The organism is Cupriavidus sp. OTU4054 (assembly GCF_038440175.1).
Classification (GTDB): domain Bacteria; phylum Pseudomonadota; class Gammaproteobacteria; order Burkholderiales; family Burkholderiaceae; genus Cupriavidus; species Cupriavidus pauculus_D.
In genome coordinates this window covers 469,379-489,761 of sequence record NZ_JASATF010000001.1, presented here as the reverse complement: position 1 = coordinate 489,761, position 20,383 = coordinate 469,379, and the positions used below count along the sequence as shown (strand labels likewise).

20 protein-coding genes are annotated in these 20,383 nt (G+C 66.6%); 13 read left to right on the top strand and 7 right to left on the bottom strand.

The window, feature by feature from the left end; genetic code table 11:
- Position 1 precedes the first annotated feature (1 nt).
- The gene (locus tag AAHB16_RS02475) at positions 2 to 1,081 is read right to left on the bottom strand and encodes a glycosyltransferase family 4 protein (protein ID WP_342049976.1); all 1,080 of its coding nucleotides are present in this window, start codon (positions 1,079 to 1,081) and stop codon (positions 2 to 4) included.
- 96 nt (positions 1,082 to 1,177) lie between these two features.
- Between AAHB16_RS02475 and AAHB16_RS02470 the strand changes: the two genes are divergently transcribed.
- On the top strand, positions 1,178 to 1,891 hold the full coding sequence (locus tag AAHB16_RS02470; protein ID WP_342049975.1) for a Crp/Fnr family transcriptional regulator: 714 nt from the start codon (positions 1,178 to 1,180) through the stop codon (positions 1,889 to 1,891).
- Between the two features lie 163 nt (positions 1,892 to 2,054).
- Positions 2,055 to 2,192, top strand: a complete 138-nt coding sequence (locus AAHB16_RS02465) for a hypothetical protein (RefSeq protein ID WP_191002114.1) — start codon at positions 2,055 to 2,057, stop codon at positions 2,190 to 2,192.
- A 56-nt stretch (positions 2,193 to 2,248) separates the two neighbouring features.
- Here AAHB16_RS02465 and AAHB16_RS02460 read toward each other — a convergent pair whose 3' ends face one another.
- Positions 2,249 to 3,178 (bottom strand): AEC family transporter, encoded by a 930-nt coding sequence (locus AAHB16_RS02460; protein WP_342049974.1) that lies wholly within the window; start codon positions 3,176 to 3,178, stop codon positions 2,249 to 2,251.
- Between the two features lie 305 nt (positions 3,179 to 3,483).
- Between AAHB16_RS02460 and AAHB16_RS02455 the strand changes: the two genes are divergently transcribed.
- Together AAHB16_RS02455 and AAHB16_RS02450 are read left to right on the top strand one after the other, a co-directional pair.
- Positions 3,484 to 4,647, top strand: coding sequence for a patatin-like phospholipase family protein (locus AAHB16_RS02455; RefSeq protein WP_342049973.1), 1,164 nt, complete (start codon positions 3,484 to 3,486; stop codon positions 4,645 to 4,647).
- A 67-nt stretch (positions 4,648 to 4,714) separates the two neighbouring features.
- A complete protein-coding gene (locus AAHB16_RS02450; protein WP_342049972.1) occupies positions 4,715 to 6,322 on the top strand; it encodes a methyl-accepting chemotaxis protein in 1,608 nt (535 codons plus the stop codon).
- Positions 6,323 to 6,395: 73 nt separating this feature from the next.
- On the opposite strand, the gene ybaL is transcribed toward AAHB16_RS02450, so the two are convergent.
- Entirely contained in the window at positions 6,396 to 8,153 is a 1,758-nt protein-coding gene (ybaL, locus tag AAHB16_RS02445) for a YbaL family putative K(+) efflux transporter (protein ID WP_150372149.1), read from the bottom strand.
- A 275-nt stretch (positions 8,154 to 8,428) separates the two neighbouring features.
- Between ybaL and AAHB16_RS02440 the strand changes: the two genes are divergently transcribed.
- Positions 8,429 to 9,328 carry a glutamate/aspartate ABC transporter substrate-binding protein gene (locus AAHB16_RS02440; protein ID WP_150372148.1) on the top strand — a complete coding sequence of 300 codons (900 nt, stop codon included), beginning with the start codon at positions 8,429 to 8,431 and terminating at the stop codon, positions 9,326 to 9,328.
- A gap of 18 nt (positions 9,329 to 9,346) precedes the next feature.
- Here the strand turns inward: AAHB16_RS02440 and AAHB16_RS02435 are convergent, their stop codons facing one another.
- From AAHB16_RS02435 to AAHB16_RS02425, 3 genes are all read right to left on the bottom strand, one after another.
- Entirely contained in the window at positions 9,347 to 10,516 is a 1,170-nt protein-coding gene (locus AAHB16_RS02435) for a CaiB/BaiF CoA transferase family protein (RefSeq protein ID WP_342049971.1), read from the bottom strand.
- 16 nt (positions 10,517 to 10,532) lie between these two features.
- The gene (locus tag AAHB16_RS02430; protein ID WP_342049970.1) at positions 10,533 to 11,528 is read right to left on the bottom strand and encodes a tripartite tricarboxylate transporter substrate binding protein; all 996 of its coding nucleotides are present in this window, start codon (positions 11,526 to 11,528) and stop codon (positions 10,533 to 10,535) included.
- Between the two features lie 82 nt (positions 11,529 to 11,610).
- Positions 11,611 to 12,372 carry an enoyl-CoA hydratase/isomerase family protein gene (locus AAHB16_RS02425; protein ID WP_150372146.1) on the bottom strand — a complete coding sequence of 254 codons (762 nt, stop codon included), beginning with the start codon at positions 12,370 to 12,372 and terminating at the stop codon, positions 11,611 to 11,613.
- 80 nt (positions 12,373 to 12,452) lie between these two features.
- Between AAHB16_RS02425 and AAHB16_RS02420 the strand changes: the two genes are divergently transcribed.
- From AAHB16_RS02420 to AAHB16_RS02390, 7 genes are all read left to right on the top strand, one after another.
- Positions 12,453 to 13,148 carry a GntR family transcriptional regulator gene (locus AAHB16_RS02420; protein WP_150372145.1) on the top strand — a complete coding sequence of 232 codons (696 nt, stop codon included), beginning with the start codon at positions 12,453 to 12,455 and terminating at the stop codon, positions 13,146 to 13,148.
- On the top strand, positions 13,141 to 13,908 hold the full coding sequence (locus AAHB16_RS02415) for an IclR family transcriptional regulator (protein ID WP_191002113.1): 768 nt from the start codon (positions 13,141 to 13,143) through the stop codon (positions 13,906 to 13,908). Before AAHB16_RS02420 ends, AAHB16_RS02415 begins: the two co-directional genes overlap by 8 nt.
- A gap of 122 nt (positions 13,909 to 14,030) precedes the next feature.
- Positions 14,031 to 15,011, top strand: a complete 981-nt coding sequence (locus tag AAHB16_RS02410) for a Bug family tripartite tricarboxylate transporter substrate binding protein (protein WP_223851272.1) — start codon at positions 14,031 to 14,033, stop codon at positions 15,009 to 15,011.
- Between the two features lie 14 nt (positions 15,012 to 15,025).
- Positions 15,026 to 15,964 (top strand): SMP-30/gluconolactonase/LRE family protein, encoded by a 939-nt coding sequence (locus AAHB16_RS02405; RefSeq protein ID WP_342050019.1) that lies wholly within the window; start codon positions 15,026 to 15,028, stop codon positions 15,962 to 15,964.
- Between the two features lie 10 nt (positions 15,965 to 15,974).
- Positions 15,975 to 16,865, top strand: a complete 891-nt coding sequence (locus AAHB16_RS02400) for an isocitrate lyase/PEP mutase family protein (protein WP_342049969.1) — start codon at positions 15,975 to 15,977, stop codon at positions 16,863 to 16,865.
- Between the two features lie 66 nt (positions 16,866 to 16,931).
- A complete protein-coding gene (locus AAHB16_RS02395; RefSeq protein WP_150372142.1) occupies positions 16,932 to 17,954 on the top strand; it encodes a Bug family tripartite tricarboxylate transporter substrate binding protein in 1,023 nt (340 codons plus the stop codon).
- Positions 17,955 to 17,962: 8 nt separating this feature from the next.
- Positions 17,963 to 18,763, top strand: coding sequence for an HpcH/HpaI aldolase family protein (locus AAHB16_RS02390; protein WP_150372141.1), 801 nt, complete (start codon positions 17,963 to 17,965; stop codon positions 18,761 to 18,763).
- A 36-nt stretch (positions 18,764 to 18,799) separates the two neighbouring features.
- Here the strand turns inward: AAHB16_RS02390 and AAHB16_RS02385 are convergent, their stop codons facing one another.
- Positions 18,800 to 19,507, bottom strand: a complete 708-nt coding sequence (locus AAHB16_RS02385) for a GntR family transcriptional regulator (protein ID WP_342049968.1) — start codon at positions 19,505 to 19,507, stop codon at positions 18,800 to 18,802.
- 101 nt (positions 19,508 to 19,608) lie between these two features.
- On the opposite strand from AAHB16_RS02385, the gene AAHB16_RS02380 reads away from it, so the two are divergent.
- Positions 19,609 to 20,361, top strand: coding sequence for an SDR family NAD(P)-dependent oxidoreductase (locus AAHB16_RS02380; RefSeq protein ID WP_342049967.1), 753 nt, complete (start codon positions 19,609 to 19,611; stop codon positions 20,359 to 20,361).
- Positions 20,362 to 20,383 lie beyond the last annotated feature (22 nt).

Below are 20,383 nucleotides of genomic sequence, written 5' to 3'. Positions count from 1 at the left end.
TTCAAGCGAGCTCGAGTTCATCAGGCTCGTCCCGCAGCACGCTTCTCGCGGCGGGGAGAGCCAGGCTGTGGTAGATATGCACGTAATCGCGTGCCATGCGTCCCACGGTGAAGCGCGCATCGAACGCGGCGCGCACGCGACCGCGCGGCAGCTGGCCGAGCTGATGTACCGCTGCCACCGCATCATCGACAGTCTCGACGATAAAGCCGCTGACGCCGGGCTCGATGACCTCGCAAACCGAGCCACACCGGAACGCAATCACGGGGGTGCCGCATGCCATCGCCTCTATCATGACCAGGCCGAAAGGCTCTGGCCACGCGATCGGGAATAGCAGCGCAACGGCGTTCCCGAGGAACGCCGCCTTCTCGTTCTCGTCGATCTCGCCCACGTATTCGCAACAGGGGTTGGAGTCCAGCATGGGCTTGATCGTTCCTTCCCAATACACGCGGTCGACCTCGTCGATTTTCGCCGCGATCTTCAACGGCAGTCCGGCGCGGGCTGCGATATTGATCGCATGGTCGGGGCGTTTTTCCGGCGAGATGCGCCCCAGGAATGCCAGATAGCCGCCCGACGCCTCGGCATGGTATTCGAGCAGGTCTCCAGGCAGACCATGGAGCACCGTGCCTGCCCAGTTGACGGGCGGCATCGGGTGACGCTGGGCGGCCGACACAGACACCACGGGGAACTGCGGAAATCGTCTGTAGAACGGTTGGAGATCTGCAAGGTCGAGTCGCCCGTGAAGCGTCGTGACGACCTTTGAGGGCATCCGCTGCAGCAATGGGTAGTGCAGCATGTCGATATGGAAGTGCATCACGTCGAAGTCGTGTGCGCGCGACATGACGTCATCGAGCATCATGGCGTAATACGGCAAGGGGTCTCGAATCTTTGCATCGAGGCGCAGCGCCACGTCACAGCTCGATACGAGCGCGGCCCTGGTGAGCGAGTCTCCGCTTGCAAACAGCGTGACATCATGGCCTTGCGCCACAAGTTCCTCTGTGAGATAAGAGACGATCCGTTCGGTGCCGCCATATAGGCTGGGGGGGCAGCGTTCTGCAAGGGGCGCGATCTGGGCGATTCTCATGGTTCTTCCTGGGTCTGGCAAAAGATGGCGACGCCTGTCGGTGGCGCCGGTTTCACGCTCCCTCCCGGCCATACGCCAACGATCTGGAGAAAAGTGATGACGATCGCCCCTGATCCAATCTCCAATCGGTTGCTCGCGATGCTGCCCACTGCCGACATGAGCCGTATTGCTCCTCACCTGGAGCTGGTGCACATGCCCCTGGGACACGTCGTCCATGAATCGGGGGACAGGCTACCGTGGGTGTACTTTCCTATCGATGCCATCATTTCCCTGCTGTACGTACTGGCGGATGGCGCTTCCGCCGAGATTGCGATCGTGGGCAACGAGGGCATCGTTGGCATCGCCATCTTCATGGGCGGGGAGACCACGCCGAGCCGCGCCGTCGTGCAAAGCGCGGGTCCTGCTTATCGCATGAGTGCCGCGAAACTGAAGCAGGAGTTTCGGCACGGGGGCGCCATGCAGCAGCTGTTGCTGAGGTACACGCAGGCGCTCATTACTCAAATGGCACAGACGGCGGTCTGCAACCGACATCACTCCATTGATCAACAACTCTGCCGGTGGCTGCTGCTGAGCCGCGACCGGCTCGCCACCGACGATCTGGCGATGACGCAGGAACTCATTGCCAACATGCTCGGAGTAAGGCGATCTGGCGTGACAGAAGCCGCTTTGAAACTACAGGCTTCGGGGCTGATTCGCTACAGCCACGGACATATCGTGATTCTGGATCGCGCAGGGCTGGAGGCACGCGTCTGCGAGTGCTATGCCGTCGTGAAGACCGAGTTCGAGCGGCTTCTGCCGGCAGCGTTCTGATTCCGGCTCGATTGTGATCGTGGGCGATAGTTGAATCGGTACGGTAGCGGACGAAAAGACTTCCGGCCCTTCGCGGGCGTCAGGGAAGATATTTCCCTTTCGCGACCCTTATGCGCGTATGCTCGGACTGCCAGTCGGCAAACAATGACTAAGGAGTACCGCTATGGCCAAGGGTCAGTTGCGCGGCAATCGCGAAGCCAAAAAACCTAAACAGCCACCCAAGCCGCAACTTCCGGCCGCACCCTTCGGTACGCTGCAGTCGCGTGTTCGAAATGAAGTGGCGGGCAAGAAGAAGGTGTAGTCGAATCGCCGGCCGTGCGGCGGTTGACGTGATATTGGGCGTGGACGAGGCTTCCCTCACCCCCGCATCAACCACTTGATCCACCCCGCGATCGTCACGCTCGAGACGATCGTGGACAGCACCACCGCCGACGATACGGCGGCTTCGCCCGCGCGATAGCGCAATGCCAGCAGGTACGAATTGATGCCGACCGGCATGGCCGCGAACATCGTGGCCACGCCCGCGTAGGCGGGCGGCATGTCGAACACGTGGAAGGCGATGACCCAGACGAACAGCGGGTGCAGCACGAGCTTGCCGAACGTGATCAGCGCCGCCACGCCGAGCCCGTCGCGCAGGCGGTATTGCTGCATCGAGATGCCGAGCGAGAAGAGGGCACACGTCGATGCCGTGACGCCGAACGCGTTCACGATCGTGGCGGGTGTGCCGGTCAGCGGAATACGCAGCGTGCGCAGAATCCCGCCCAGCACGAGCGCGATGATGATCGGGTTGCGCGCGAGCCGGTTGGCCACGCCCCCGAGCCGCGCGCGCATCGTGCCGCCATCGCCGCGTTCGATCAGCACCGTGGCCGCGGTCATCATGATCGGCAGGTGGACGGCCAGCAGCAGGAATAGCGGCACCTTGCCCGCATCCCCATACACCGCCAGGATAATCGGCACGCCGAAGAACACGGTATTCGACTGGCTCGAGGCAAAGCCGCCAATGACGGCAGCCTGACCTTCGGACATGCCGCGCCAGCGCATGAACGCCGTCAGCAGTCCCCACACGAGCGCGCAACCGCCGAAGTACGCGATCCAGTAGCCAACATGGATGGCCGCGCCTTCGTTCGGCTGCGCCATCGTCTGCACGATAAGCGCGGGCACCGCCACCGCGAACACATAGTCCGAAAGTCCTTCGCCCACGCGCGGGGAGATCACGCCCATGGCCGCAAGCGCCCAGCCCGCGAGAACAATGGCGAACATGGGAAGGATCAGCTGGGTGAGGTCCATCGGGAAAACGCGGGACGGCGGGCAGAAGAAAGAAGTCGTGCATTGTATTGACGTTGCTACATTGTCGCCAGCGTCCGGCCATTCCGGTGCGCGGTGAACCACTCTGGGGCAGTGGGGCGTTCACGCACCAAAGGTGACGGAGTAGACACCCCACGAAGGATGGATGTGGGTGCAGGCGATTCGTGCCGTTACCCATGGAAAGGTATTCACCAAAAGACGGGGCGCCATAGCGGGGCGCCAGCGGAGGGAGGAGACGGCACGGTGGGCAGCCGACGGGGCAGCCTGCACAACAAGAGGCCGAAAACATGAGCGATGCAGCAATGCGTCCCGCATCCAGCGGGGCCAGAAAGGCGTTGTTGATTGGCGGCGGTGCGCCGAATTCCACTCTGATTGCCGGTGCACTAGCGGCATTCCTCGATAACGGCATCGAGTTCGATGTCATCTCCACTGCGGGCGCCGGGGCCCTCATGGGTCTGCTCTACACGGTGCCACGCGGCGGCGACCGGCGCGCCGCGCTGGAACGCTGGATGGAAGCCGGCGTCTCCGACGAGATCTACCGCGTTTTTCCGGTCAACTACAAAGTCTTCATGAAGCCGGGCGACACGGCGGATGTCTATCGGCAGTGGCTCGCCGCGATGCCGTGGACGCGTCCGTTCTTCGACGCGTTCGGCACCGACAGTCCCAACGGCATGCACGCGGACTGGATGCGGCTGATGCTGGCGAGCCTGTCGCCGAGCAGCCTCACGCCGAACAGTCTCGGCCTGTGCGCGCATCTGCCGTTTGCCGAGGAAGCGATCGACTTCGACGCGCTGCGCGCGGGCAATACGCACTTCTATATCAACGCGTACAACGTCACGCAGTCGCGCATGGAAATCTGGGGCAAGGAAGACATCACGCCCGACCATATCCGCGCGGCGTTCGCGTTTCCGTTTATCTATCCACCGTATCGCATCGGCGAGAGCGACTACATCGAGGGCGCGGCGATCCAGCCCGTGAACTTCGGCGCGCTGGTCTCCGACAGCGCCGACACGCCGGGGCTGCATCGTGACCTCGATACGCTCGTGATCTTCGACATCCTCGGCTCCGAGAAGCTGATCCGCAAGCCGCGCGGGCTCTACGACGCGTGGGTGCAGTCGATCATCACGCCGCTGGTCGCGCTCGCGCGGCAGGACGTGCGGCTGTTCGAGCTCGAGCACAACGTCGACGCCGCCACGGGGCAGCCCAGGCGCAATCTGCTCAAGGTCGATCTGATGGGCGGCATTCCGCCCGAGCACTGGCCCGAAGTCACCGACTGGTCGCGCTCCAACCTGCGGCGGCTGTTCGAGATCGGGCATGACGCCGGCATGGCCTTCTGCGCCGAGCATGGCGACCTGCTGCGGCAGCCGGCCGTGCAACCTGCATCCCCACCTGTTCCCAATGTGCCGATGCGCGCCGAGACCGGCGTGGCAGCGCGGCTCCAAACGGCGTGACGGCAGCGCGGGGGCACACCCGCGCGTCGCGTCGACTCTTCCAACACAGAACCAGGATTTCATTGCAATGACCATCGTCAAACGTATCGTCCTGACGCTCGTCCTCATCGCCCTCGTGCTCTCGGCCGTCAACGCCTGCGCGCTCTGGCAGATTCATCGCTCGCAGGAGCGGCTGCTGTACCTGCAGTCGAAGGTATTGCCCAGCTTCAAGGACCTCGACGCCGCCAAGGGCGCCGTGGCGGATATGCGCGTCTTCGGCTACCGGCACCTCGTGCTGTCGGACCCGCAGGCCAAGGCGCAGCTGGACAAGGTGATCGAGGGCGCCGTGGGGCGCTTCGACGCCGCGCTGCGCGACTACGAGCAGAACGACATCAAGGACGAGGACGACCGCAAGATGCTCGCGGCGGATCGCGCGGGCATGCAGGCGTATCGCACGGCGCTGGTGCCGTTCTACGCGGCGTCCAACGCGAACGATATCGAGGCCGCGCGGCAGGTGCTGTCGCCGGGCGGCGCGCTCGACAAGGGCGCCGCGCAGCTGCGCCAGGCCATCAACGACCACGTCGACTACAACACGAAGATTGCCGGCCTGCAGGTGGCCGACAACACCGAGGCCTATCACTGGGCGGTGGCCAACGTCGTGGGCGGTTCCATCGTCGCGGCGATTGCGGCATTCGTGTTCGGCGGGCTGCTGTGCCGCGTGGTGCGGCGCGGGCTCGAAGGCATGCGCGCGTCGATCGAGCAGGTCAACGAATCGCTCGATCTGTCGGTGCGTGCGCCGGTGGCGCGCATGGACGAGATCGGTCACGCGGCCACGGCGTTCAATCAGCTGCTCGGGCGGATTCGGGAGGCCATGACGCTGGTGCAGCAGTCCACGTCGGCGGTGAGCACGGCGTCGCGCCAGATCGCCAGCGGCAACGCGGACCTGTCGGGGCGCACGGCGCAGCAGGTGGCCTCGCTTGAAGAGACGGCGTCCAGCATGACGGAACTGACGGTCACGGTGCGCCAGAACGCCGACCACGCGCGCGAGGCGAACACGCTGGCGCTGGAGGCCAATGACGTCGCGGAAGCGGGCGTCACGGTGGTCGATCGCCTCGTGCACACGATGGAAGACCTGCATGGCGGCTCGGCCAAGATCGCCGAGATCACGGCGCTGATCGAAGGTATTGCCTTCCAGACCAATATTCTCGCGCTGAACGCGGCGGTGGAAGCCGCGCGCGCTGGCGAGCAGGGTCGTGGGTTCGCGGTGGTGGCGGGGGAGGTGCGCAGCCTGGCGCAGCGGTCTTCGGCGGCGGCCAAGGAAATCAAGGGCCTGATCGACGATTCGGTCGCGTCCGTGCGCGAGGGCTCGGTGCAGGCCACGCAGGCGGGCCAGACCATGAGCGACGTCAAGCGCGCGATCCGCCGGGTGAACGACCTGATCGGCGAGATTGCCTCGGCCTCCGACGAACAGAGCCGCGGGATCGAGCAGGTGAACGAGGCGATCAACCAGATGGAGGGCGTGACGCAGCAGAATGCGGCATTGGTGGAGCAGGCCGCGGCGGCATCGCACTCGCTGGAGGAGCAGGCGATGATGCTCGATGGGGCGGTGGGGGCGTTTCGGGTCGAGGGCGGGGAGGTGAACCGTGGCGAGACGCGGGCGGTGAGCTGGGGGCAGCCGCGGTTGGCCATCGCCTGAGGCCAGGGAGGATGGGCCTCTCCCCCCGGTCCGGGGGGAGAGGGCGAGAGCGCGAGAGGGGGGGCGCCCGTGATCAGGCGGCGTGCGTCCTCGGTGCAAACCGGGCCAGCACATGGCCCGACATCCCCTTGGCAAGCTCTTCCTCGCCGAAGAACACCTTGCCCACGCCTTCCTTGTTGAGCAGCGCGGACTCTTCCTCGCTATGCGTGCGCAGCACGATCTCGATCGTCGGGTTCAGCGCGCGCGCGATATTGGCCATCTGGCGCACGTCGAGCGGGTTGGCCGTGGCCACCACCAGCAGCGCCGCGTTCGCGATATGCGCCTGAATGAGAACGGCAGGATCCACCGCATCGCCCGACACCGCGGCGATACCGCGCTTGCGCAGGCTCTCCACCAGTTCGCGGTTCTGTTCGGCCACCACGTACGGCACGCCGTTCGACTCCAGCGCCGCGGCGATCCGGCGGCCCACGCGGCCGTAGCCCACCAGCACCACCTGACCCTCGAGGTACTTGCGCTCGGTCGTCATCGGCAGTTCGGCGTACGGATCCTCGCGCTGTTCGAGCCGGCGCGCCAGTTCCGATTTCTCGAGTATCCACTTGCGTAGCGGCTCGATGCACGCAAACAGCACCGGATTCAGCGCAATCGAGATCAGCGCGCCCGCCAGCACGAGGCTCATGCCTTCCTGCGGGAGCAGCTTCAGCGACAGCCCGAGCCCGGCCAGAATGAACGAGAACTCGCCGATCTGCGCCAGGCTGGCCGATACCGTCAGCGCCGTATTGAGCGGATAACGGAAGGCCAGCACCAGGGCCAGTGCCGCGATGGACTTGCCGAACATGATGATCAGCACCACGCCGAGCACATGAATCGGTTCCTCGATCAGGATATGCGGGTCGAACAGCATGCCGACCGACACGAAGAACAGCACCGAGAACGCATCGCGCAGCGGCAGCGATTCCTCGGCCGCGCGATGGCTGAACTCGGACTCGCGCATGACCATGCCCGAGAAGAACGCGCCCAGCGCGAACGACACGCTGAACAGCTCGGCCGCGCCATAGGCGATACCGATGGCGGACGCGACGACGGACAGCGTGAACAGCTCCCGCGAACCGGTGCGCGAAACCTGCCACAGCAGCCACGGCAGAATGCGGCGGCCGGCCACGAGCATCACGGCCACGAACGCGGCCACCTGCAGCAGCGTCTTGCCGATCGTGAGCCAGAGGTCGCCACCGGCCGCTTCGGCCGCGGCCGCGGCGGTATGCGCGCCGGGCGTGCCGGCCGCGCCCGCGGCACCGGCCATGTCGCCGCCGAGCACGCCGGCCAGCGGCGGCAGCAGCACGAGCACCAGCACCGTGGCCAGATCCTCCACCACGAGCCAGCCCACGGCGATCCGGCCATTCATGCTCTCGAGCACGCCGCGCGTCTCCAGCGCCTTGAGCAGTACCACGGTGCTCGCGCAGGACAGGGACAGGCCGAAGATCAGCCCCGCCCCCCAGCTCCAGCCCCACCACCAGGCGATACCCATGCCGAGCACGGTGGCCAGCGTCATCTGCGCGACGGCGCCGGGCACGGCGATGCGCTTGACCGCAAGCAGGTCACTCAATGAAAAATGCAGCCCCACACCGAACATCAGCAGCATCACGCCGATCTCGGAAAGCTGGGAAGCGAGGTTGACGTCGGCAACGAAGCCCGGCGTGGCCGGGCCGATGATGATGCCGGCAAGGAGGTAGCCGACCAGAGCCGGAACCTTGAGGCGCTCGGCGATAAAGCCAAGGATCAGTGCAATACCGAAACCGGCAGCGAGCGTGGTGATGAGGGAGATGTTGTGGTCCATTCAGCGGGCATTTACCTAGCGGGCTGAAAACGGGCGTGGCGCCGGCTTTCGCATGATTGGGAAGGGCGTCGCGCTTTGGCGGATCGCGGCTGCGCAAGCCACATGGTATCCCATGAATGCCGAAAGCCTCGGATAAGCCTCAAATAAGCCGCATGCGGCACGGCTGGCGCGATGCCCCGTTGCGGTGCGCGCGGCAGGCATCGATCTTGCTGCACATCGTGTTCCCCTTGGGTCAACGAGGGGTCAACGAGGTCAAACAAGGTCAAGGAGTCGTAATGAGTTTTGCCAAGCTGGCTAGCCTGATGGTCGCGGCAGGTATGTTGAGCGGCGCAGCACAAGCCGCCGAGCCGCTCACGGGCACGCTGCAAAAAATCAAAGATACGGGTGTCATCACGCTGGGTGTGCGGGATTCCTCGATTCCGTTCAACTACAACCTCGGTGGCGTGCGCCAGGTGGGGTATTCCTACGATATCAACACGAAGATCGTGGAGGCCATCAAGGAGCAACTGAAGCTGCCGAACCTGCAGGTGAAGGAGATTCCGATCACCGCGCAGAACCGCATCACGCTGCTGCAGAACGGCACGATCGACATCGAGTGCGGTTCGACCACGAACAACCTCGAGCGCCAGAAGCAGGTGTCGTTCACGAACACCATCTTCATCATCGGCACGCGCATGATGGTGAACAAGAGCAGCGGCATCAAGGACTGGGCCGACCTCAAGGGCAAGAACGTCGTGACGACGGCCGGCACGACGTCCGAGCGCCTGCTGCGCAAGATGAACGACGAGCAGCAGATGGGCATGAACATCATCAGCACGAAGGACCATGGCCAGTCGTTCCTGACGCTGGAGTCCGGCCGTGCCGTGGCGTTCATGATGGACGATGCGCTGCTGTTTGGCGAGCGCGCGAAGGCCCGCAACGTGAACGACTGGGTCGTCGTCGGCAAGCCGCAGTCGCGTGAGGCCTATGGCTGCATGCTGCGCAAGGACGACGCGCCGTTCAAGAAGCTGTCGGACAACGTGATTGCCGGCCTGATGAAGGACGGCGAGATCAAGACGATGTACACCAAGTGGTTCCAGGCGGCCGTGCCGCCGAAGGGCCTGAACCTCGACTTCCCGCTGTCGGAAGACATGAAGGCGCTGTTCAAGACCCCGAACGACAAGGCACTCGACTGATCTGGCAGTACGGGCGCGTCAGGCGTTGTTGCCGAACTCGCGCAGCAACGCCTCGCGGTCCTGATCGAGCGCGGGCGGGTTGCGCACGTCGCGCAGCGCGCCCGCCGAACCCACCTTGACGGGGTTGCCCGCGACGCGCAGCGTCTTGTCGTCGCCGATGCCGATATCGAGCAGCATCTCGCGCGCCGCCACATGCGGGTTGTCGAGGATCTGCGGCACGCCGTTGAGCGGGCCGTGCGGTACGCCCGCGGCTTCCAGCACCGCTTCCCAGTGCGCGGTAGTGTCGTGGCCCAGGCGTTCCTCGAGCACGGCCTTGAGCGCGACGTGATGCGCGTTGCGCGCCGGCACATTGGCGAAGCGCGTATCGCGTATCCACTCGGGGCGGTCGAGCGCTTCGCACAGCTTGGCGAACAGCGCATCGTTGCCCACGGCGATGACGATGAATCCGTCGCCGGTGGCGAACATGTCGAACGGCGTGATGGACGGATGCCGCGTGCCGAGCGGTGCGGGCACGTTCCCCGTGGCCGAGTACCGGGCGATCGGATTCTCGAGCAGCGCCACCTGGCAGTCGAGCATCGAGATATCGACGCGCTCGCCAAGCCCCGTCCGCACGCGCTTGAGCAACGCGGACTGGATGCCGATGGTCGCGTAGAGTCCCGCGCCGATATCGCCGATGGATACGCCCACGCGCGCGGGGTTGCCACCGGCCTCGCCCGTGACGCTCATCAGGCCGCCCATCGCCTGCACGACCATGTCGTAGGCGGGTCGGTTGCGATAGGGCCCGGTCTGTCCAAAGCCCGAGATCGACGCGAAGACCAGCCGCGGATGGCGCGCGTGCAGTGCCTCCCACGTATAGCCCAGACGCTCCATGACGCCCGCGCGGAAGTTTTCCACGAGCACGTCCGCCGACTCCAGCATGCGGTCGAGTACCGCGCGGTCTTCCGCCCGCTTGAGGTCGAGCGCGATCGACTGCTTGTTGCGGTTGATCGAGGCGAAGTACGCGGACTCGCCATCGACGAACGGCCCGACCTGCCGCGAGTCGTCGCCGCCGTCGGGGTTCTCGATCTTGATCACGCGCGCGCCCAGGTCCGCGAGCATCATCGTGCAGTAGGGGCCCGAGAGCACGCGCGTCAGATCGACGACGGTGATGCCGGCCAGCGGAAGTTGCTGCGAGGTGTCCTGCGTCATGAAGCGTGGCTCCTGCTCAATCGATCTTTGCGCCGCTGGAGACCGCGAGGTCCACGCCGACCTTGCCTTCGCGCGCGGCGAACTCGCGGAATTCGGCGACCGACGAGGAGATCGAGATCTCGTCGCCCTGCACCAGGAAGCGTTTCTTGAGTTCCGGATCGGACATGACCTTCGCGGTGGCCGCGTAGAGCTTGTCGATGATCTCGGGCGGGGTTTTCGCGGGCGCGAACAGGCCGTACCAGACGGAGAGGTCGTAGCCCTTGAGGCCGCTTTCGTCGATGGTCGGCAATTGCGGACTCGAGTTCGAGCGCTGCATCGACGTCACCGCGAGCGGAATGACCTTGTGCGTGTCGATCATCGGCTTGACCGACGGCGCGGTGCCGAACGTCAGCTGCACGTCGCCGGCCGCGACGGCCTGTGCCGACGGCGCGCCGCCCTTGTACGGCACATGGGTCATCTCCACATGGGCGAGTTTGGTGAAGTACACGGCGGCCAGATGCGTGATCACGCCATTGCCCGACGACGAGTAGTTGAGCTTGCCCGGCCTGGCCTTCGCCTGCGCGATCAGGTCCGTCACGCTCTTGATGCCGGCGTCCTTGTTGACGGCGAGGATCAGCGGCGCGGCCGAGAGCTTCGTGATCGGCGCGAAGTCGGACGCTTCATATCTGATCTTCGGGTACATGACCTTGTCCCCGCCCATCAGGCTCGCGGTGGCGATCAGCAGCGTATAGCCGTCGGGGGCGGACTTGGCGGCGAATTCGGCCGCGATGGTGGTGCCCGCGCCGGGGCGGTTGTCGACGACCACGGGCTGGCCGAGTTCGCGGCTCAGCGCGTCGCCGTACAGCCGCGCGGAGTTGTCCGCGCCGCCGCCGGGCGGAAAGCCGATGACGAGGCGGATGGGCTTGTTCGGATAGCCGGCCGCGGCGTTCTGCGCGGAGGCCGCCATCGGCACGAGCGCCGCTGCCATGAGTGCCGTGACGGCGATCTTGCGGTGATGCAACTGCTGGGTCATGCGTGTCTCCTCCGTGGCTGTCTCGCCACTGCTGGTCATTGCCCAAAGATGCTGCGATTTCCGTGCTGACTTTCCGTGCTGACTACTTGCCCGTGAAAACCGGTGCGCGCTTTTCCTTCCACGCGGCCGCGCCTTCGCGCAGGTCCTGCGACGTTTCCGACCGATGCTGGTCGCGTGCCAGCGCCGCCGCGTCGAGCTCCCCGCGCGCGATCGCGTTCAGGTGCCGCTTCATGCCGAGCAGCGAGATCGGCGCCATCGAGGCCAGCTGCGTGGACAGTTCGCCGACGCGCGCCTGCAGCCCGTCGGCGGGCACGATCTCGGTCAGGAAGCCGATGCGCAGCATCGTCTGCGCGTCGATGCGGTCGGTGGTCAGGAACAGATGCTTGGCCGCGTTGAGGCCGAGCCGCGATACGTAACGCTCCAGGCCGCCGCGATAGAAGTGCAGGCCGAGCCGGGCCGCGGGCATGAACATGTCGCAGTCGGGCACGCCGATGCGGAAGTCGCAGGCCAGGCAGAGATCGGTCGCGCCGCCATAGACGCCGCCGTGGATGGCCGCGATCGTGATGGGGCGCGCCTGCTCGATGACGTCCATCGCGTCGCCGAAGTTGACGGCTCCCTCGTCCGCCTTGCCGGCCAGTGCGCCGATGTCGTAGCCGCTGCAGAAATATTTGCCGGCGCCAGTGAAGCGCAGAACGAGTACGTGTTCCATCTCATTGACGGCCGTCACGTGGTCGCGCAACGTACGTACGTCTTCGGGAGACAGCCGGTTGGCCACGGCGGGGCGCTGCAGCGACACGGTGGCGATGCGGCCCTCCACGGTCAAAACGGGTTTGCTATCATCCATTGTCGTAATATCTCAGACTCGAATTGATATATTTACGCAGCCTATAGATATTTTTGTTAAGGACGAACAGGGGTATACCCGTGCAATCGTTACAGGATCGCATTCGAGAAAGCATCATTGCCGCCATCCAGAGCGGCGCGCTGCGTCCCGGCGCACAGATCGATGAAAAAGGGCTGGCCGAGCAGTTCGACAGCTCGCGCACACCGGTGCGCGAGGCCTTGCTGATGCTGGCGGCGCAGGGGCTCGTGACCATCGTGCCGCGCGCCGGCATGTTCGTGCATCGCCCGAGCGCGGCCGAGCTCGTCGCCATGTTCGAGACGCTCGCGGAAATGGAGGGCGTGGTCGCGCGGCTGGCCACGCAGCGCATGACGGCGTCGGGCCGCCAGGCACTGGCGCGCGCGCACGAGGAAGCGGGCACGACGGTTGCGCGCGGCGACACGGCCGCGTACGTCGAGGCCAATCGGCGGTTCCACGAGGTGGTCTATCAGGCCGCGGCCAACCCGTTCCTGTCGGAGCAGATCATCCAGCTGCGGCGCCGGCTCGCGATCTACTGGCAGGGCAAGGGGCTGATCAACGACGCGCGCGTGCCGAGCTCGTACCGCGAGCACGGCTTCGTGGTGGAGGCGATGCTCGCGGGGCAGGCCGATGCCGCCGCGGACGCCATGCGCACGCACGTCTCGGCCGGTGGCAAGGCGATTGCCGACCTCGTATTGCTCGCGGGCGCGGCCGAAGTGGAGGCAGAGCTGGCGGAACTCGCGGCACAGCAAGATGGCTGAGCGCCGCACCGGTACCCAGAGCATCGAGCGCGCGCTCGATATCCTGCGCGTCGTCGCGATGGGCGGGCGCACGGGCATGCGGCTCAAGGAGATCGTCGCGGCGGCGGGGCTGGCCGAGGCGACGGTCGTGCGTATCGTGCAGGGGCTCGTGGCCAACGGCATGCTCGCGCGCAACGAGCGGTCGAGCCGCATCGTGTTCGGCCAGCTCGCGCACGAGTTCGGCATGCTGACCGGCCTCGAGACGTCGCTGGACGTCGCGCACTGGCGGCCCGTCGTGCTGGATCTGGCCGCGATCACGGGCGAGACCATCTACCTGAACCGGCGCAACGGCTGCGACTCGGTCTGCATGGATGTGGCAATGGGCTCGCAGCCCGTGCAGGCGCATCCGATCGACGTCGGCGTGCGGCGGCCGCTCGGCGCGGGCGCGGGCGGACTGGCCATCCTGATGTCGATGCCGCAGGACGAGGTGGCCTATGCCCTCGCGCGCAATGCGACGCGCTATCCGTACTACGGGCTCGATTCGGCCGGCGTCCAGGCGCTCGTGGACAGCGGCCGCGCGCGCGGCTATGCGCTGCTGCAGGCGCTGACGATCCGCGGCGTGTCCGTGGTCGGCCTCACGGTGCCGGGGCCGGTGCCCTACCTCTCCATCTGCGTCTCGGGGCTCAGCACGCGGCTGTCGGGTCCCGTGCTCGACGAGACCGCCGCGCTGCTGCGCGAACGGCTCCATCGCGAAGCCCGCCGTATGGGGCTGATCGAATAAAACTCCGCATTGTGGAGTTTTACCGGGCGGGACGGGTGCCGCGGACCGTGCGCTGCTTTGATAATCGTTCTCAAGCAAAGCAAAAACAGCAGCACAACCCACCCATCCCGGGAGACATCATCGTGAAGCCCATCGTCAAGCGATTCGGCAGCGCGCGCCTGCTCGCGACGCTGCTGCTGGCCTGCGCATCCGCCTTCGCGCACGGCCAGTCCTATCCCTCCAAACCGGTTCGCATCGTCGTACCGTTCGCGCCCGGTGGCGGCCTCGACGCCATGTCGCGGCGCATCGCGCAGAAGCTCACCGAGCAGACCGGCAACACGTTCTTCGTCGAGAACAAGGCTGGCGCGAGCGGCACCATCGGCATCGCGCAGGTCGCGCGCGCCACGCCGGACGGCACCACGCTGCTGGCGAACGACGGCTCGTACACGATGCTCCCGTACGTATTCAAGACGCTCGCGTGGGACCACGCGAACGACTTCGTGCCCATCACCACGACGTCGGTGTCGCCCGCGGTGCTTGCGGCGGGACCCAATACGCGCTTCGACACGGTGGCGGAACTCGTGCGCTATGCCAGGGCGCATCCGGGCGAGGTGACGTACGGCACGGGCGGGGTCGGCAGCTCGCTGCATTTCGCGTGCGAGCAGTTCGCGCAGGCCGCGGGCATTCAGCTGCGCCATATCCCGTTCAAGGGGGCGGGCGAGGCGGTGGCCGCCGTGGCCGCGGGCACCGTCGATATCGTGATGGGCGGGCCGTCGTCGGCGCTGACGCTCGTGCAGGCCGGCAAGCTGCGCGCGCTGGCGGTCAGCGGCGCGCATCGGCTGGACGTCCTGCCCAAGGTGCCGACGTTCGGCGAATCGGGTATCGACTACCAGATGCGCTACTGGACCGGCCTGGCCGCGCCCAGGGGCACGCCGCCGGAGATCGTCGCGTTCCTGCAGAAGCAGGTGGCCAAGGCGATGGAAGGCGAGGATGTGCGCGCGTATTACGCGTCCATCGGCGCGGAGGTGGGCGGCATGCCGAGCGCGGAGTTCGCGACGTTCATGCGCAATGAAGTGGGCCGCTGGAAGTCGGTGGCCGCCAACGCGAATATCCAGCCCGAATGACGAGCATGCATGCAATGTTTCCGCCGAAGCCGCCCGTCGTGCAGGACGCGGAAATCTTCACCCGGCTGCCGGACCGCTTCCGCCGCGAGACGGTGTCCGAGTGGGGCCGGGTCAACCGGCCGGGCCATCCCGTCGATTCGTTCCTGGAAGGCCCCGTGTTCGACCGCGCGGGCAACCTCTATGTCTGCGATATCCCCCACGGCCGCATCTTTCGCATCGCGCCCCACGGCGAATGGACACTGGTCGCGCAGTATGACGGCGAGCCCAATGGGCTGAAGTTCCACGACGACGATCATCTGATCGCGGCCGACTACCGGCGCGGCCTCATGCGCATCGACGTGCGTGACGGCAGCGTGGTGCCCCATCTGTCGCGCCGGCACAGCGAGAGCTTCAAGGGGCTCAACGATCTGGTCTTCGATCGCGCGGGCAACCTGTATTTCACCGACCAGGGCCAGTCGGGCATGCACGATCCCGCGGGGCGGCTTTACCGTCTTTCGCCCGACGGCAGGCTCGACGTCCTCGTCGACAACATTCCGAGCCCGAACGGCGTGTGCCTGTCGCCGGACGAGCGCGTGCTCTATCTGGGCGTGACGCGCGCCAATGCCATCTGGCGCGTGCCGCTGCATGCGGACGGCGGCGTATCGAAGGTCGGCGTGTTCTTTACCTCGTACGGCCCTGCCGGACCCGACGGTCTGGCGATGACGCGCGATGGCCTGCTGCTGGCCGCCAACCCCGGGCTGGGCCACGTGTGGGTGCTCAATGCGCGCGCGGAACCGGTCATGGTGTTGCGCAGTCCGGCCGGCACGTCGGTGACCAACGTCGCCTTTGGCGGCGAAGGACGGCGCACGGTCTACTGCACCGAGTCGTCCACGGGCACCGTGCTGTGCGCGACGATCGATCAACCGGGTCTGGTGCTGGCGCGGGCGCTCGTACCGGCCGATGCCCATCCCTGAGGAGTTCGCGATGCTGCAAGACCTGCCTACCGTTACCGCGCGCCGCGTACAGATGCGGCTGCGGCTCGAGTCCGGCCGCACGCTCTGGGTGCCCGGAGCGTACGACGCGCTGAGCGCGCGCATGATCGTCCATGCGGGATTCGAGGCCGTGGTCGTCAGCGGCTTTGGCGTATCGGCGTCGATGCTCGGCATGCCGGACACGGAGCTCCACACGATGACCGAGAACCTGTCGGTCGTGCGCGCGGTCTGCCACGCGGTGCCGGTGCCCGTGATGGCCGACTGCGATACCGGCTACGGCAATGCGATCAACGTGATGCGCACCGTGCGCGAGTTCGAGGCCGCGGGGGCGGCATCCGTGACGCTCGAGGACCAGATCTCGCCCAAGAAGTGCCCGGCCGTCAGCGATGCCACATCGCTGCTGCCGCTCGACGAGGCGGTCGGCAAGATTCGCGCGGCCGTGGCGGCGCGGCGCGATCCGTCGATGGCGATCATCGCGCGGACCGATGCGCGCACGCCCGAGGAAGCGTTCGCGCGCGGCAAGGCCTATGCGGCGGCCGGTGCCGATGTGATCAAGCCCATCAGCAAGTGTTTCGACTCGTTCGAGGGGTTGGTGCAATTGCGCGAGGCCGTGCAGCGGCCGCTCGCGATCTCGCTGCTCGGCAAGCTGCAGCGCAACCTCACGACGCAGCAGATCGAAGCGCTCGGCGGTATCTGCACGTTTCCGCTGCTGCCGCTGCTGACCGCGGCCGCGGCGTTGCAGAGCAATCTGGCCGCGCTGCGCCGGACGCTGCAGCCGGAGGCGGTGCCGATCGCCCCGATGCGCGAGATGGACTTCAAGCGATGGATCGGCTTCGACGACGTGGAGGCGCTCGAACGCCAGTTTCTGCCGCAGGCGCACTGAGCGCCCCCCGCGCGACACCGCCGCGCGGCACCCCCGCGGCACCATGATAATGAGAGGAGACAGGTTATGACCACGAGACGCAGCTTTTGCCTGACCGCGTGCGGCGCCTTTGGATCGCTGCTGGGCGCAACCCTGGCCGGCGCGGGCACGTCGGCATGGGCCAACGACAGGACTGGCGAGAAGACTGGCGACAGCTGGCCGAACCGCCCGATCCGCATCATCGTGCCATTCACCGGTGGCAGCGGTGCCGATGCCACCGCGCGGTTCTACGCGGAGAAGATGTCGCCGATGCTCGGCCAGCCCGTCATCGTCGAGAACCGGCCCGGCGCCGATGGCGCCATCGGCATCATGGCGGTCAAGGCGCTGCCCGCGGACGGCTACACGATCCTGCAGGGCAGCATCGGGCCGATGACCGTCAACCCGGCCATCAACGCGGACCTGCAATACGACCCGATGCGCGACTTCGTGCCGCTGACCGGGTATGGCCGCAACATGAACGTGATTCTCGTGGCCAACGATTCGAAGCTCAACACGTTTGCCGACCTCGTCGCGAAGGCGAAGGCGTCGCCGGCGGGGCTCAACATGGGCACGTTCTCGCCCACGCTCGCGCTGACGGGCGCGTGGCTCGCCAAGCTGGCCGGCGTGAAGTTCACCAACGTGCCGTACAAGGGCCAGGGTCAGGTGATGACCGAGGTCATCGGCAACCAGCTCGACTTCGGCATGGTGGACCTCGGCGGCGCCTCGACGCTCATCCGCTCGGGCAAGCTGCGCGCGCTCGCGGTTACCGGCGATACGCGACATGCGGACTTCCCGTCGATTCCGACCATCAAGGAGAGCGGTATCTCCGAGTTCTCGCAGTACAGCTGGAATGCGTTCTACGTGCGCACCGACACGCCCGCGCCCATTCGCGCGAAGCTCGGGGAGATGATCCGCTCGGTGATGACGAGCGATGCGACCATCCGCACGCTCTATGCGCCCAAGGGGAGCGAGGGCATTCCGCTGACCCCCGCGCAGATGCAGAAGCTGCAGCAGGAAGAGATCACGCGCTTCCGGCGCGTGGCCGCCGAAGTCGGCATGGCCGCCAAATAAGGAGGCGCATGTATCCCGCACCGAATCCGCTGCGCGTCAAGCTGGCCGCTGGCGAATGCATCGCCGGCATGTATATCCAGACTGCGAGCCCCGATTGCGTGGAGATTGCCGCGGCCGCCGGCTACGACTACGCGATCATCGACCAGGAGCACGGGCCGTTCGGCTACGGCGAGACCGTGGCGCTGATCCGCGCGGCCGAGGCGAGCGGCATCTGTCCCGTGGTGCGGGTGCCCGATCATCGCGCGTCGGAAGCGCGCAAGGCCGTCGAGGCGGGCGCGATGGGCGTCTATGTGCCCGACGTGCGCACGGCCGCGCAGGCCGTGGCCGCGGTGGCGGCCGTGCGCTTTCGCGTCGATGGCGACGGCGGCATGCGCGGGGCATGCCCGACCGTCCGCGCGGCACGGGGGCGGGGCGCGGCCGAATGGGACCGGTATGTGGCATGGTCCAACGAGAACGTCATGGTCACGCTGCTCGTCGAGAGCGAGGAGGGGCTGGCCAACCTCGATGCGATCCTTGCCGTGCCGGGCATCGATATGGTCGCGCTCGGCCGCTTCGACCTCGCGCACGAGATGGGGCTCGATGGCGATCGATATGGCCGCGTCATCGGCGATATCTTCGAGACGTTCGTCGCGGCGGCCGAGCGGGCTGGCGTGCCGTACGTCACGCGGCTGCGCCCGGCCGATGCGGCGGCGATGCGCGCCGAGCGGCTGCAATGGGTCGCGCGCGGCGCGCGCAATTTCACGACGGGCTCCGATCGCGAGTTCATGGCGAAGGCGTTCGCCGCGGCGCTGGCACCGATGCGGGATTGAGGCCCTGCCTTTCGTGCCGTCGGCCCGCCGTGCGATCTACGGCTGGCGATCCGCCAGAATGGCCTCTCGCACGTTCTGCACGTGCGCGGCGCCGGCGGCTTCCGCCTCGTCGGCGCTGCCGGCGAGTACCGCCGTGGCGATGCGGCGGTAGTCCGTCAGCCGCATCTGCTGCAGCGACGTGAGCCGATGCTGCGCATGGACGATCGGCATATGGATGGTCGGGAACAGCCGGCGCAGTTCCTGATTGCCGCCCATATCGAGCAGCGCGCGGTAGAAATGCCGCCGAGCGGTCGAGAAGGACACCACGGCGCCACGCGCCTCGTCGCTCCGGCTTCGCTCCGCTTTCTCCGCACTCACGAGCTCCTGCACCGCCGCGCGCAACGTCTGCGCATGCGCGCGATCGCCGCTGCCACGCGCGGCCGTGCGCGCGAGCAGGCCGGTCATGCGTTCGGCCACATCCAGCACATCGAGCGTGTCCTGCAGGCTCAGGCGCCGGATCATGGCGCCGCGATGGCGCGGCAGCTCGACGATGCCTTCGGCGGCCAGCCGCTGCAGCGCTTCACGCACGGAATTGCGTCCCACGCCGAACTCGGTCACGAGGTCCGTCTCCACGAGCCGCTGGCCCGGCACGAAGCTGCCGAGCTCGAGGCCCTTCAGGATGCCGAAGAACACGTGGTCCGACGCGCTGCGGCCGGCGGCGTCATTGGCGGGCGAGAGGGGGAGAGGGGCGGTAGATAGGGTCACGACGGCGATTCTAATGGATTGCCCCCGGACTTTCCATCGTTGACATAGGATGAAATCATCCTACAATTTCGTCCTGACATAAAAAACGACGGAGACGATGAATGACGGACACGCTGCTGGGCCTTCGGGGCAAGCGCGCACTGGTGACGGGCGCATCGAGCGGGCTGGGCGCGCACTTTGCCCAACGCCTGGCCGCGCAGGGCGCCGAAGTGGTGCTGGCGGCACGGCGCGTGGACGCGCTGGAACACGTGGCGCGGCAGCTCGAACCCTATGGCAAGGCCCAATGCGTGGCGCTGGACGTGACGGACGCCGCCTCGCGCGCGGCCATGGTGGAGGCGGCCGGGCCCATCGACATCCTGATCAACAACGCGGGACTCGTGCGCGAAGGCGCGGCACTCCGGCATACCGAGGCCGACTGGGACCTCGTGATCGACACGAACCTCAAGGGCATGTTCTTCGTCGCGCAGGCACTGGCGGCCGGCATGCGCGAGCGCGGGGGCGGCAGCATCGTGAATATCGCGTCGATCCTGGGCCTGCGGCAGGCGGGCGGCGTCGTATCGTATGCGGTGTCCAAGGCCGGCGTCGTGCAGCTCACGCAGTCGCTCGCGCTCGAATGGGCGCGCCACGGCATTCGCGTCAACGCGATCGCGCCGGGCTATATCGATACGGAACTCAATCGCGATTTCTGGCAGACCGATGCCGGCCGCGCGCTCATCACGCGCATTCCGCAGCGTCGGCTCGGCCAGCTGCAGGACCTCGACGGTCCGCTGCTGCTGCTGGCTTCCGATGCCTCGCGCTATATGACGGGCGCGGTGATCGCCGTGGACGGCGGGCACCTCGTCAACACCCTCTGAACCTGAACGCATCGACATCAAG

Bases quoted from the DNA above. Each gene is read 5' to 3' on its own strand.
- AAHB16_RS02465 (WP_191002114.1), top strand. From the start codon at position 2,055: ATGGCCAAGGGTCAGTTGCGCGGCAATCGCGAAGCCAAAAAACCTAAA.
- ybaL (WP_150372149.1), bottom strand. From the start codon at position 8,153: ATGGACCACAACATCTCCCTCATCACCACGCTCGCTGCCGGTTTCGGT.
- AAHB16_RS02430 (WP_342049970.1), bottom strand. From the start codon at position 11,528: ATGACCCAGCAGTTGCATCACCGCAAGATCGCCGTCACGGCACTCATG.
- AAHB16_RS02400 (WP_342049969.1), top strand. From the start codon at position 15,975: ATGCTGCAAGACCTGCCTACCGTTACCGCGCGCCGCGTACAGATGCGG.
- AAHB16_RS02455 (WP_342049973.1), top strand. From the start codon at position 3,484: ATGAGCGATGCAGCAATGCGTCCCGCATCCAGCGGGGCCAGAAAGGCG.
- AAHB16_RS02425 (WP_150372146.1), bottom strand. From the start codon at position 12,372: ATGGATGATAGCAAACCCGTTTTGACCGTGGAGGGCCGCATCGCCACC.
- AAHB16_RS02380 (WP_342049967.1), top strand. From the start codon at position 19,609: ATGACGGACACGCTGCTGGGCCTTCGGGGCAAGCGCGCACTGGTGACG.
- AAHB16_RS02450 (WP_342049972.1), top strand. From the start codon at position 4,715: ATGACCATCGTCAAACGTATCGTCCTGACGCTCGTCCTCATCGCCCTC.
- AAHB16_RS02475 (WP_342049976.1), bottom strand. From the start codon at position 1,081: ATGAGAATCGCCCAGATCGCGCCCCTTGCAGAACGCTGCCCCCCCAGC.
- AAHB16_RS02440 (WP_150372148.1), top strand. From the start codon at position 8,429: ATGAGTTTTGCCAAGCTGGCTAGCCTGATGGTCGCGGCAGGTATGTTG.
- AAHB16_RS02395 (WP_150372142.1), top strand. From the start codon at position 16,932: ATGACCACGAGACGCAGCTTTTGCCTGACCGCGTGCGGCGCCTTTGGA.
- AAHB16_RS02415 (WP_191002113.1), top strand. From the start codon at position 13,141: ATGGCTGAGCGCCGCACCGGTACCCAGAGCATCGAGCGCGCGCTCGAT.
- AAHB16_RS02435 (WP_342049971.1), bottom strand. From the start codon at position 10,516: ATGACGCAGGACACCTCGCAGCAACTTCCGCTGGCCGGCATCACCGTC.
- AAHB16_RS02390 (WP_150372141.1), top strand. From the start codon at position 17,963: ATGTATCCCGCACCGAATCCGCTGCGCGTCAAGCTGGCCGCTGGCGAA.
- AAHB16_RS02405 (WP_342050019.1), top strand. From the start codon at position 15,026: ATGTTTCCGCCGAAGCCGCCCGTCGTGCAGGACGCGGAAATCTTCACC.
- AAHB16_RS02460 (WP_342049974.1), bottom strand. From the start codon at position 3,178: ATGGACCTCACCCAGCTGATCCTTCCCATGTTCGCCATTGTTCTCGCG.
- AAHB16_RS02470 (WP_342049975.1), top strand. From the start codon at position 1,178: ATGACGATCGCCCCTGATCCAATCTCCAATCGGTTGCTCGCGATGCTG.